Below are 12,399 nucleotides of genomic sequence, written 5' to 3' on the forward strand. Positions count from 1 at the left end.
GGAGCGTCGCGGCCGTGCCGCAGGTTGCGACACGGCCGCGACGGTGTGACGGTGGCGGGAGACCGCGGGCGACGGGGCCCGTGTCCCCGCCCGGGCTCAGTGGGCTCCGACGCCGGTGAGGGACTTCACCTCCAGTTCGGCGTACTTGCCCTTGTCCGGTTCCTCCTTGGAGAGGAGGGAGCCGATCCAGCCGAGCAGGAAGCCCAGCGGGATGGAGATCAGCCCCGGGTTCTCCAGCGGGAACCAGGCGAAGTCGACCCCCTTGAACATGGACGTCTTCTCGTTGCCGGAGACGACCGGTGAGAACAGGACCAGGATCACGGAGGTGGCCAGGCCGCCGTAGATCGACCAGAGCGCGCCCCGGGTGGTGAACCGCTTCCAGAAGAGGCTGTAGAGGAGGGTCGGCAGGTTCGCCGAGGCGGCGACGGCGAAGGCGAGCGCGACCAGCCCGGCGACGTTCAGGTCGCGGGCGAAGACGCCCAGGGCGATCGCGACTGCGCCGATGAGTACGGTGGCCCAGCGGGCGGCCCGCATCTCCTCCTTCTCGGTGGCCTTCCCCTTGCGGATGACGTTGGCGTAGATGTCGTGCGCGAAGGAGGACGAGGAGGCGAGGGTGAGGCCCGCGACGACGGCGAGGATGGTGGCGAAGGCGACGGCCGAGATCACCGCCAGCAGCACGGCGCCGCCGGTGGAGCCCACCCCTCCGAGGTACTCGGCGAGTTGCGGGGCGGCGGCGTTGCCGGCCGGGTTCTTCGCCTTGATCTCGGCGGGCCCGATCAGCGCGGCCGCGCCGAAGCCGAGCGCGATCGTCATCAGGTAGAAGGCGCCGATGATGCCGATGGCCCAGTTGACCGACTTGCGGGCGGCCTTGGCGGTCGGCACCGTGTAGAAGCGGATCAGGATGTGCGGCAGACCGGCGGTGCCGAGGACCAGCGCGATACCGAGGGAGAGGAAGTCCAGCTTCGAGGTGCCGGTGGCGCCGTACTTGAGGCCGGGCTCCAGGAACGCCGCTCCGTGGCCGCTCTTCGCCGCGGCCGTGCCCAGCAGGTCGGAGACGTTGAAGTCGAACTTCAGCAGCACGAGGAACGTCATCAGCAGGGCACCGGCGATGAGCAGCACGGCCTTGACCATCTGGACCCAGGTGGTGCCCTTCATGCCGCCGATGCTGACGTACACGATCATGAGCACGCCGACGAGTGCGACGATGAGGATCTTGCCCGCGTCGCTGGTGATGCCGAGCAGCAGGGCGACCAGGACGCCCGCGCCCGCCATCTGCGCCAGCAGGTAGAAGATCGAGACGACGATGGTGGAGGCGCCGGCCGCGGTGCGGACCGGGCGCTGCCGCATCCGGTAGGCGAGGACGTCGCCCATCGTGTAGCGGCCGGAGTTGCGCAGCGGTTCGGCGACCAGCAGCAGCGCCACCAGCCAGGCGACGAGGAAGCCGATGGAGTACAGGAAGCCGTCGTAGCCGAAGAGGGCGATGGCCCCGGCGATGCCGAGGAACGAGGCCGCCGACATGTAGTCGCCGGACACGGCGAGCCCGTTCTGGAAGGCGGTGAACTGCCTTCCTCCGGCATAGAAGTCGGAGGCGCTCCTGGTCTGCCGTCCGGCCCAGACGGTGATGCCGAGGGTCGCCGCGACGAACACCGCGAACAGCGTGATGATCAGTGGCCGGTGCTCGGCGGTCGAGGAGGCGGCGGCCAGGTCGAGGACGGCGGGCGAGGGGTGTGCGGCGCTCATGCGTCGGCCTCCAGACGGGACTTGATGGCCTCGGCCTTCGGGTCGAGCTTCGCGGCGGCGTGGCGCGAGTAGAGCCAGGCGATGAGGAAGGTGCTGACGAACTGGGCGAGGCCGAACACGAAGGCCACGTTGAGGGCGCCGTACACCTTGGTGCCCATGAAGCCGCCCGCGTAGTTGGACAGCAGGACGTACAGGAGGTACCAGAGGACGAAGGCGACGGTCAGCGGGAAGGCGAACGAGCGGTGGGTGCGGCGCAGTTCGCCGAACTCCACGCTCTCCTGGGTCGCGACGAACACCTCGGTCGTCGGCTCGGCGGGGCGGGTGTCCGTAACGCTCTCGGGCGGTGGTGCTGCATCGGTAGTCACGGAATCTCCTCGCGACGCGGGTGCGGTGAACGGGAACGGCGGGTCTTCGCCGGGGAACCCCGGCCGGCCGGGGAGGCGCAATGCGCTCTCCCGGGGTGACGGCGGGTTCCCCTGCCTACGACACGGACCGCATGTCGCGGTGGTTCACCGTCGGTTCGTGCTCCGCTCACCGCCGGTTCGTACGCGCCGTCACCACCGGTCCGCACGCGCCGTCATCAGCCGTTCGCACTCCTCGTCACCACCGGTTCGCACTCCTCGTCACCACCGGTCCGCACTCCTCGTCACCACCGGTTCGCGCCCGGCGAAGCTCCTCGAAAGCCCTCGAACACGTCCACGCGTGACCGTCCGGCCGATTTCGGGACCGCCAACTCATTGATCCGCGGGGATGATCAGCGATAACTTCACTGGTCATGTACGCGACCGGGCGCACGAGACGGCCGGTCGCCCGGCACGGATGATGTGGAGACCTCATGGCTCAGCTGGGTTCCAGACGGACGCGCACCCTGACGATCTCCGTCGGACTGGCACTCACGGCTTCGCTCGGCTTCCTGCCGACGGGTGCCGCCTCCGCCGCTTCGGTGGACGCGCAGCCCTCGGCGGCGGTGTCGACGGACGGCCCGAAGCTCTCGTACGTGGTCAACACGCGGGCCCATCACGGCACCGTCAAGCAGGTGAAGAAGGCGATAGCCGAGGCCGGTGGCACGGTGGTGGCCGCCTACGAGAAGATCGGCGTGATCGTCGTCCACTCGCAGAACCCGGACTTCGCCGAGACGATCCGCCGTGTCAAGGGCGTCGACTCGGCGGGAGCCACCCGTACGAACCCCATCGTCCCGCAGGCCACCACGGACACCGGGGCCGAGCAGCCGCTCACCGCCGCGCAGGCCGAGGCCGCGGCGGCGGAGGCGACCGCCGGGCAGGACCCGATGGAGCCGTTGCAGTGGGACCTGCCCGCCATCAAGGCGGACCAGGCGCACCGCGTATCGCTGGGCAGCAGCAAGGTCACGGTCGGGGTCATCGACACGGGCGTCGACGACACCCACCCCGACCTGGCGCCCAACTTCGACCGCCGGGCCTCGGCCAGCTGTGTGTCCGGAGCACCTGACACGTCGGACGGCGCCTGGCGCCCGAAGACCGGGGAGAGCGACCACGGCACGCACGTCGCGGGCACCGTCGCCGCCGCGAAGAACGGCGTCGGGGTCACGGGCGTCGCGCCGGGCGTGAAGGTCGCGGGCATCAAGGTGGCGAACCCCGACGGCTTCTTCTACACCGAGTCGATCGTCTGCGGCTTCGTCTGGGCCGCCGAGAACGGGATCGAGGTCACCAACAACAGCTATTACACCGACCCGTGGATGTTCAACTGCAAGGACGACCTCGACCAGGGCGCGCTGGTCGAGGCCGTCGCCCGCGCCAGCCGTTACGCGGAGCGCAGGGGCACGGTCAACGTGGCCTCGGCCGGCAACAGCGCCTTCGACCTGGCCGCCCCCACGATCGAGGACACGACCAGCCCGAACGACACCACGGCGGTCGACCGGACGATCGACCCGCGTCAGTGCCTCGACATCCCGGCGATGCTGCCCGGTGTGGTGACGGTCTCGGCGACCGGTGCCAAGGGGCTGAAGTCCTCGTACTCGAACTACGGCAAGGGCATGATCGACGTCGCGGCCCCGGGCGGTGACTCGACGATCTACCAGAAGCCCGAGGCGCCCGCCACGAGCGGTCTGATCCTGTCCACCCTCCCGGGCGGCAAGTACGGCTACAAGGCCGGTACGTCGATGGCGTCCCCGCACGTCGCGGGCGTCGCGGCCCTGATCAAGTCCAAGCACCCGTACGCCTCGGCGGCCGCGGTGAAGGCGCTCCTGGCTGTCGAGGCCGACGCCACCGCGTGCGGCGCGCCGTACGACATCAACGGGGACGGGAAGATCGACGCCGTCTGCGAGGGCGGCAAGAAGAACAACGGCTTCTACGGGGCCGGGGTCGTGAACGCGCTGAACGCGGTCCGCTGGTAGCGGACGCGACAGCGAGGACCCCTGGGCGGCGACCGGTGCCGGCCGCCGCCCTCCCTCCCAGCCCGTGGCATCCAGTGCCATGGTGCGGGGACGAGTCACGCAACGGACGGTCCGCCCGGTCGGCTGCGTCACGCCCTGTCGCCGGTCGGCTTCGACGGTTCGCCCGCCGACTGGTTGCACCCCCGGACCGCTGGGCTCGGACGAGCCGGTCCGGCTCGGCACGGGCTGAACGGTCCGCACGCGTCCGCCGGGCGGTTCACCCGCCGCCCGGCGGATCCGGTGGTGGGGTCACGGCCGCGGGGGCCCCGGCACCACGGGGGCGGCCGACGCGCGCACCCGCGGACGTGCCCCGGGCGACAGCGCCCCGGTCGCGAGCAGGAACTGCGCGGCGATGTACGTGAGCATGATCCAGAAGTCGTGCGCGGGCAGGAGCGGCCCGTCGGCGACCCCGACGGCGATGAGTGCGTCGGAGAGCAGGAAGAGCGCTCCGCCGACGGCCGCGTACCGGCCGAGGACACCTGCGCGGTACGCCATGGCCGTGAGCAGCAGGCTGTAGCCGACCATCGGGATCCGCAGGTCGGCGGGGAGCCCGGGCCAGAGCAGCACGAGGGCGACGGCCAGCACGACGGCGTACCCGACCGCGGTGGACAGCGGGCTCCGGGCGCGTCCGAACAACCACAGGTAGCAGACGTGTCCGACGGCGAAGGAGCCCATCCCGAGGAGGAAGGCGGTGTCGGCGTCCATCAGCAGGAACACGTCGCCGCCCCAGCCGAACAGGAGCGCCGCGACGAGCAGCCGGGGGCCGCGCCGGACGGCGACATATCCCGCCAGCAGCGGCATCAGCAAGGGCTTGGCGACGAGGACGCCGATCCGGACCTCGGCGAGCACGGCGAAGAGGTCGACGGCGCAGGCCACCAGGAAGGCGGCGAGCAGCGGGCGCGCGAGGCGCTCGCGCCGGTCTGTTCCGGTGTCGGCGCTCATCCGGCACGCTCCTCGGTGCGAAGGGTCATGGGGCTCGTCGGCACCTGCGCGGTGCGGGACTCGGGGGCGGAGGGCGCCGCCTCGGCGGTACGGGCCAGGGGGCCCCGGGAGGCCGTCGCGGTCGCCGCCGGCTGCCAGCCCGGCCCGCGGAAGATCCGCCCGGCGCGCTCGCCCCAACTGCCCGCCGCTTTCACGTCGCGGGCGATGGCGGCGTACTCGTGGGTGGCGACCCGCAGCGGGTTGTAGGTGTCGATGTTCTTGGTGAGGCCGAACACGGGGCGTTCCGTCTCGGGCGTGAAGGTCCCGAAGAGCCGGTCCCAGAGGATGAGGATGCCGCCGAAGTTGCGGTCCAGGTAGTCGCCCTGCGAGGCGTGGTGCACCCGGTGGTGCGAGGGCGTGTTCAGGACGTATTCGAACGGCCCGGGAAGCCTGCCGACGCGTTCCGTGTGCACCCAGAACTGGTAGACGAGGTTCACCGACGAGCAGAAGGCGAGCGCGGCCGGGTGGACGCCGCAGGCCACCAGCGGCACGTAGAACGGCCAGACGCTCCACGACGTCCAGGGCTGGCGAAGCGCGGTGGTGAGGTTGAACTTCCGGCTGGAGTGGTGGACGACGTGGCAGGCCCAGAGGATCCGGACGACGTGGTGGCCCCGGTGGGACCAGTAGTAGCAGAAGTCCTGGGCGAGCAGCATCAGCAGGACGGTCCACCACAGCACGGGGACCCGCAGCGGCGTCAGCTCGTAGACCGCGGTGTAGATCGCGACGATGGGCACTTTCCACAGCAGGTCGAAGGCCAGGCTGCCCACCCCCATGGTGACGCTGGTGGCCGCGTCCTTCGCCTCGTACCCCGCGGCGTCCTCGTCGGGATGGAAGCGGTGGAGGGCCAGCTCCAGCACGGTGAGCAGGATGAAGGCCGGTATGGACCAGAGCACGACATCAGGCAGGTTCGACGGCATGCGAGCACCGTAAAGCCGCACGTCGCCGAGGACCAGACGTTGTTACCAACAAGTATGCGAGACGCGATGTCAACAGTCTTTGGTGGCTTCCACCAAATCCTCCGGTCGCCTCCGCCGACGCGGGCGTCGTACGACCCCTGTGGACAAAATCGCCTCGGCGGAGGAACTGCCATGCAGGGCCTGGACGTTGCGGCGTCCGGCTGGGTCCTGGAGGCGCTCCCGGACCGGTGGTGTCCCTGGAATTCCGAGTGAGTCCCCGTCATGGCGCGAGTGTGACAGGGACCACTGCCGACGAACGGGCCGACCAGCACGGTGCACCCGTCGACCCCTACGCCTGCACCCCCACCGCACCCAGCAACTGCCCCGCCGCATAGGTGACCGCCATCGCCAGCGCTCCCCCGCCCATGTTCCTCAGCACGGCAGGCCACGGCGCCGCGTCGCTCAGGCGGGCGCTCCACCAGCCCGTCAGCGCCAGCGTCGCCAGCACCGACAGCACGGTCACCATCAGCCGCAGCGGCGCCGGCGGCAGCACGATCGCCAGCAGCGGCAGCAGCGCGCCCGCCGTGAACGCCAGGAAGCTCGCGCCCGCCGCGTGCCACGGGTTCGTCAGCTCGTCCGGGTTGATGCCGAGTTCCACCTCCGCGTGGGCACGCAGCGCGTCGCGGGCGGTGAGCTGGAGGGCGGCCTCGCGGGCGACCTCGTGGCTCAGCCCCTTGCCCTCCAACAGGCCGGTGAGTTCGACCAGTTCCGCCTCGGGTGCCTGCGCGAGCTCGCTTTTCTCGGTGGCCAGCGCGGCCCGTTCCGAGTCGCGCTGGGTGGAGACCGAGACGTACTCGCCCGCCGCCATCGACATGGAACCGGCCAGCAGGCCGGCCAGGCCCGCCGTGAGCAGGGTGCCTCGGTCGCTGGTGGCGCCCGCCACACCGACGACGAGTCCCGCGGTGGAGACGACACCGTCGTTGGCGCCGAGGACCGCGGCACGCAGCCAGTTCAGCCGCGCGCCGAACCCCTCGCCGTGCGGTTCGTCATGCGTCCGGATATCCGTCATCGGGGGATGGTCTCACCCCGCCCGGCCGCCGGTCGCGCACCACCCCGGCCCGCCGCCGCGGAACCTGGTCCCTCTCCCGGCCTCCCCGGGAGAGGGCGGGGCCGTGCCGGACCCGTCGGAACCGATGGGCGGACACCGGTAAGGGGTGTGCGTCCGGGCGCGGGAGGGGCACGGCCGCCGGCGCCGGAGACGGCCGGAACAAGGGCCGCGGGGCACGGCCGGAATAGAAGGCTGTCAGTCGCGGCCCGTATTCTCTGTGACCATGCTCGACGACCGTCAGACCGCAGCACCGTGGCCGACCGCGTACCCCCGGGGGTACGCGGTCGTCGACGTGGAGACCACCGGCCTCGCACGGGACGACCGGATAGTCTCCGCCGCCGTCTACCGTCTGGACGCGCGGGGCGACGTCGAGGACCACTGGTACACCCTCGTCAATCCGCAGCGCGATCCCGGGCCCGTCTGGATCCACGGACTGACCAACGAGGTGCTCGAAGGTGCCCCGCTCTTCCCGGAGATCGCCGCCCAGCTCTCCGAACGGCTCGCGGGCCGCGTGCTCGTCGCGCACAACGCGGCCTTCGACTGGTCGATGCTGGCCCGGGAGTACGCACGCGCCTCGGTCACCGCCCCCGTCGAGCAGCGGCTGTGCACCATCGCGCTCGCCAAGGAACTGCGGCTGCCGCTGCCCAACCACAAACTGGCGTCGCTGGCCGCGCACTTCGGAGTCGTGCAGCGGCGCGCCCACCACGCGCTGGACGACGCCCGGGTGCTGGCCGAGGCGTTCCGGCCGAGTCTGCACGCGGCGGCGCACGGCGGGGTGCGGCTGCCGTTGCTGGAGTGCCGCCCGCTGACCGAATGGTCGGACTCCCCGGTCACGCCCCGGATCGGCTACCAGCCCTCGTACGGGCAGGGCAGTTGGCGCCCCTCGCGCAAGCGGCCGGCGTGCCCCTATCCGAACCCCGGGCGCTACGAGAAGGACGAGCCGCTCATGCAGGGCATGCGGGTGGCGTTCTCCGGGGACACCTCCATAGACCGCGAACTGCTGGAGGACCGCGCCGTAGAAGCCGGGCTGCACGTGGCGACCAGCGTGTCCCGCCTGACCAGTCTGCTGGTGACCAACGACCCGGACGCGGCGACGTCGAAGACGGTGAAGGCCAAGTCGTTCGGCACCCCGATCCTGGACGAGAGCGCGTTCACCCATCTGCTGCGCGACGTGGCCCCGGCGGCGACGCGGCCGGACACGCCGTCATCGGAGTGAACCGGGGCGACTCGCCCGCCCGCCGCTCGCCCACCGCCGCTCCCGCGTCCGAACCTGTGGCGCATGGCACGTTGTGAGGTTTGCGGAAACGACTACGGCATGTCCTTCGAGGTGCACGCGCAGGGGGCGGTGCACGTCTTCGACTGCTTCGCCTGCGCCATTCACCGCATGGCACCCATCTGTGAACACTGCCGGGTCCAGATCATCGGCCAGGGCGTCGAGGTCGACGGGCACTGGTACTGCGGCGGCCACTGCTCCCGCGCCGAGGGGAGGGTCGGCATCATCGACAAAGTGTGACCAGCGGCCGTCGGCCATCGCTCCCGTCCCGGCCGCTCCTTTCCCCACCCCTGCGCGTTGCGCCCCACGACACGGTTGTACGGTCGTGGGGTGTACCGCTTCCTGTTGACCCGGCAGTGGCTGCTCCTCGCCCTCCTCGTCCTCGTCCTGATTCCCACGATGGTCGAGCTGGGCTTCTGGCAGCTGCACCGGCACGAGCACAGGGTCGCGCAGAACTCCCTGATCTCGCGCAACCTCAAGGCGGCCCCCGTTCCGGTCGCCTCGCTCACCTCGCCGGGACACGCGGTCCCGCGTTCCGACTACTGGCGCACGGTGACGGCCACGGGCACGTTCGACACCGAGCACGAGGTGGTCGTGCGCCGCAGGACCTCGACCGAGGACCGGGTCGGCGTCCATGTGCTGACGCCGTTCGACCTCAAGGGCGGCGGAACGATCCTGGTCAACCGCGGCTGGGTGCCCGCCGCCGCCAACCAGCGCGCCTTCCCCGAGGTCCCGCCCCCGCCCAGGGGCGAGGTGACCGTCACCGGGCGGCTCAAGGCCGACGAGACGACCGGCACCAGCGGCATCAAGGACCTCACGGACCTGCCCGACCGCCAGGTGATGCTGATCAACAGCTCCCAGGCGGCCGAGAGGCTGTCCCGGCCCGTGCTCGGCGGCTACATCGAGCAGATCTCGCCCGAGCCGTCCGGCGACTCCCCGGAACTGATCGCGGCCCCCGACGACAGCTCCATCGGTCCGCACATGGCGTACGCCGTGCAGTGGTGGCTGTTCGCCGCCGCCGTCCCGGTCGGCTTCGTGATCCTCGCCCGCCGGGAGAAGCTCGACCGGGCCAGGGCCGCGGCGGCCCGGACCGCCGAGCAGCGGTCGGCGTCCGAGCCGGAGCAGCCGGAACCCGCCACGGCCTGACACGGCGCCCGCGTACGGCCCGGACCTGGATCGTGCCCGTACGCCCGGGCGTCCGGGGCGGGTGGCCGGTGCCGACCACGGCCCGCGTGACCGGGGTGCCCTCACCGGACGGGAGCCCGTCGTCGCGGACGACCGGCCCGTCTCCCGTACCTCGGGGCGGCGGGGCGGCGGGGCGTCGCTCATGGGGCGTGACTGCTTAACGGGGCCCGTGTTCGGGAACACGCCAGAACGTGACCCCACGCATCGAGGACTACGCCCTGATCGGCGATCTGCAGACGGCCGCCCTGGTCGGCAGGAACGGTTCCGTCGACTGGCTCTGTCTGCCCCGCTTCGACTCGGGCGCCTGTTTCGCGGCCCTGCTCGGCACCGAGGAGAACGGCCACTGGCGGATCTCACCAAGGGGTGCCGACACCTGTACCCGGCGCGGCTACGCGGGCGAGTCCCTCGTCCTGGAGACGTTCTGGGAGACCCGCACCGGCACGGTCAAGGTCATCGACTTCATGCCGCAGCGCGACCAGGAGCCCGAGGTCATGCGGATCGTCGAGGGCGTCAGCGGCACGGTCGAGATGAGTTCCGTGATCCGGCTGCGCTTCGACTTCGGTTCGGTCGTGCCGTGGATGCGCCGCGCGCAGGGGCATCGGGTGGCGGTCGCCGGGCCCGACTCGGCCTGGCTGCGCAGCGAGCCGCCGGTCAAGACCTGGGGCCAGCAGTTCTCCACGTGTTCGTCGTTCACCGTCGCCGCGGGTGAACGGGTCGCGTTCGTGCTGACCTGGCACCCGTCGCACTCCCCCCGCCCCGAGCTCGTCGACCCGTTCGAGGCTCTGGACAGCACCCTGGCCGACTGGACCGAGTGGTCGGCCGCCTGCCGGTACCGGGGCCCGTACCGGGAGGCGGTGATCCGCTCGCTGATCACGCTGAAGGCGCTCACCTACGGCCCGACGGGCGGCATCGTGGCGGCGCCCACCACGTCGTTGCCCGAGGAGATCGGCGGCGTACGGAACTGGGACTACCGCTTCTGCTGGCTGCGGGACTCCACACTGACCCTCGGCGCCCTCATCTCGGCCGGGTATCTGGAAGAGGCCGCTGCGTGGCGGGACTGGCTGCTGCGGGCGGTCGCCGGTGACCCCGCCGACCTCCAGATCATGTACGGCCTGTCGGGCGAGCGCCGGCTGCCCGAGGCGGAGCTGCCGTGGCTGCGCGGGTATGAGAACTCCGCTCCGGTACGGACCGGCAACGCCGCCGTCCGCCAGCGCCAGCTCGACGTGTACGGCGAGGTCATCGACTCGCTGCGGCTCGCCCGCGAGGCCGGTCTGGACGACAAGCCGCACGCCTGGAGCCTCCAGCTGAGCCTGCTCGGCTTCCTGGAGTCGACCTGGCGCGAGCCGGACGAGGGGCTGTGGGAGATCCGCGGCCAGCGCCGCCACTTCGTGCACTCCAAGGTGATGGCCTGGGTCGCCGCCGACCGTGCCGTGCGCACCCTGGAGAAGAACCCGACGCTGGCCGGTGACGCGAACCGCTGGCGGGCGATGCGGGAGTCCGTGCACCGGGAGGTGTGCGAGAAGGGATTCGACCCGGTGCGCAACACCTTCACCCAGTCCTACGGCTCCCGGAACCTGGACGCCGCGACCCTGCTGATCCCCCGGACCGGCTTCCTGCCCCCGGACGATCCCCGGGTGATCGGCACGGTCGACGCGGTCCGGCGGGAGCTGGGCAGCGACTGCCTGGTCCGCCGCTACAGCACGGACGGGGCCTCGATCGACGGGCTGCCCGGCCGCGAGGGGGCGTTCCTGGCGTGCTCGTTCTGGCTGGCCGACGCCCTGACGGCGACCGGGCGGACCGAGGAGGCCACGGACCTCTTCGAACGCCTGCTGAATCTGCGCAACGACGTGGGACTGCTCGCCGAGGAGTACGACACCGTCACGCACCGGCAGGTCGGCAACTACCCCCAGGCGTTCAGCCACATCGGGCTGGTGGGCACCGCCATGGCACTGGCCGGTGAGGACACGACGGAGCCCGACACCACGAGGTCCGACCGGGCAGGATAGGACGCATGGACCTTGGACTGAAGGACCGTGTGTACATCGTCACCGGGGCGAGCCGGGGGCTGGGCAATGCCACGGCGCGTGCCCTGACCGAGGATGGCGCACGGGTGATCATCACCGGCCGGGACGAGAAACGTGTCGAGGCGGCGGCCGCGGAACTGGGGCCGGGCGCCGTCGGAGTCGTCGCCGACAACGCCGATCCCTCCTCGGCGCAACGCCTGATCGACGGCGCACACGAACGGTTCGGGCGGCTGGACGGCATCCTCGTCAGCGTCGGCGGCCCGGCGCCCGGCTTCGTCGCCGACAACACCGACGAGCAGTGGCGGTCGGCCTTCGATTCGGTGTTCCTGGGAGCGGTCCGTCTCGCCAGGGCGGCGGCGGCCTCCCTCGGCGAGGGCGGTGTCATCGGCTTCGTGCTCTCCGGCTCGGTGCACGAGCCGATCGCCGGACTGACGATCTCCAACGGGCTGCGCCCCGGTCTGGCCGGTTTCGCCAAGTCCCTGGCCGACGAGCTCGGCCCACGGGGGATCCGGGTCGTGGGCCTGCTGCCGGGCCGGATCGACACCGACCGGGTCCGTGAACTCGACGCCCGGTCGGGTGACGCGGAGGCCGCCCGCACCGCCAACGGGGCGCTCATCCCGCTGCGCCGGTACGGGAGGCCGGACGAGTTCGGCCGGACCGCGGCGTTCCTGCTCTCCCCCGCGGCGTCCTACCTGACGGGCGTCATGCTGCCGGTCGACGGCGGCTTCCGGCACGGTTTCTGACCGGTCCCGCCCAGTCGGCGGCTTCCGGCGCGGTCGCTC

11 protein-coding genes are annotated in these 12,399 nt (G+C 71.4%); 6 read left to right on the plus strand and 5 right to left on the minus strand.

Annotation, left to right across the window (positions count from 1 at the left end; genetic code table 11):
• Nucleotides 1–96: 96 nt before the first annotated feature.
• Together ACGF2V_RS05690 and ACGF2V_RS05695 are read right to left on the minus strand one after the other, a co-directional pair.
• Entirely contained in the window at nt 97–1,740 is a 1,644-nt protein-coding gene (locus ACGF2V_RS05690) for a cation acetate symporter (protein ID WP_362703633.1), read from the minus strand.
• Nucleotides 1,737–2,105 (minus strand): DUF485 domain-containing protein, encoded by a 369-nt coding sequence (locus tag ACGF2V_RS05695; RefSeq protein WP_362621299.1) that lies wholly within the window; start codon nt 2,103–2,105, stop codon nt 1,737–1,739. The genes ACGF2V_RS05690 and ACGF2V_RS05695 overlap by 4 nt, the downstream gene beginning before the upstream one ends.
• Nucleotides 2,106–2,575: 470 nt before the next feature.
• On the opposite strand from ACGF2V_RS05695, the gene ACGF2V_RS05700 reads away from it, so the two are divergent.
• Nucleotides 2,576–4,111: a S8 family serine peptidase gene (locus ACGF2V_RS05700; RefSeq protein ID WP_362703636.1), complete on the plus strand. Its 1,536-nt coding sequence runs from the start codon at nt 2,576–2,578 to the stop codon at nt 4,109–4,111.
• Between the two features lie 288 nt (nt 4,112–4,399).
• On the opposite strand, the gene ACGF2V_RS05705 is transcribed toward ACGF2V_RS05700, so the two are convergent.
• The 3 genes from ACGF2V_RS05705 to ACGF2V_RS05715 form a co-directional block, all read right to left on the minus strand.
• A complete protein-coding gene (locus ACGF2V_RS05705; protein WP_362703639.1) occupies nt 4,400–5,092 on the minus strand; it encodes a lysoplasmalogenase in 693 nt (230 codons plus the stop codon).
• Nucleotides 5,089–6,048: a sterol desaturase family protein gene (locus ACGF2V_RS05710; protein ID WP_362703641.1), complete on the minus strand. Its 960-nt coding sequence runs from the start codon at nt 6,046–6,048 to the stop codon at nt 5,089–5,091. The genes ACGF2V_RS05705 and ACGF2V_RS05710 overlap by 4 nt, the downstream gene beginning before the upstream one ends.
• A gap of 328 nt (nt 6,049–6,376) precedes the next feature.
• Nucleotides 6,377–7,096, minus strand: a complete 720-nt coding sequence (locus ACGF2V_RS05715) for a VIT family protein (protein WP_362703643.1) — start codon at nt 7,094–7,096, stop codon at nt 6,377–6,379.
• Between the two features lie 256 nt (nt 7,097–7,352).
• Here ACGF2V_RS05715 and ACGF2V_RS05720 point away from each other — a divergent pair, with 256 nt between their 5' ends.
• The 5 genes from ACGF2V_RS05720 (at nt 7,353) to ACGF2V_RS05740 (ending at nt 12,360) form a co-directional block, all read left to right on the plus strand.
• On the plus strand, nt 7,353–8,351 hold the full coding sequence (locus tag ACGF2V_RS05720; RefSeq protein ID WP_362621309.1) for a DEDDh family exonuclease: 999 nt from the start codon (nt 7,353–7,355) through the stop codon (nt 8,349–8,351).
• A gap of 63 nt (nt 8,352–8,414) precedes the next feature.
• Nucleotides 8,415–8,648 (plus strand): hypothetical protein, encoded by a 234-nt coding sequence (locus tag ACGF2V_RS05725; RefSeq protein WP_362621311.1) that lies wholly within the window; start codon nt 8,415–8,417, stop codon nt 8,646–8,648.
• A gap of 90 nt (nt 8,649–8,738) precedes the next feature.
• Entirely contained in the window at nt 8,739–9,554 is an 816-nt protein-coding gene (locus ACGF2V_RS05730) for an SURF1 family protein (RefSeq protein WP_362621313.1), read from the plus strand.
• A gap of 230 nt (nt 9,555–9,784) precedes the next feature.
• The gene (locus ACGF2V_RS05735) at nt 9,785–11,599 is read left to right on the plus strand and encodes a glycoside hydrolase family 15 protein (protein WP_362703646.1); all 1,815 of its coding nucleotides are present in this window, start codon (nt 9,785–9,787) and stop codon (nt 11,597–11,599) included.
• Nucleotides 11,600–11,604: 5 nt separating this feature from the next.
• Nucleotides 11,605–12,360 carry an SDR family oxidoreductase gene (locus ACGF2V_RS05740; RefSeq protein WP_362621317.1) on the plus strand — a complete coding sequence of 252 codons (756 nt, stop codon included), beginning with the start codon at nt 11,605–11,607 and terminating at the stop codon, nt 12,358–12,360.
• The last annotated feature ends 39 nt before the right edge of the window (nt 12,361–12,399 follow it).

The sequence above is a fragment of the Streptomyces sp. NPDC047982 genome (genome assembly GCF_043204165.1).
GTDB lineage: Bacteria > Actinomycetota > Actinomycetes > Streptomycetales > Streptomycetaceae > Streptomyces.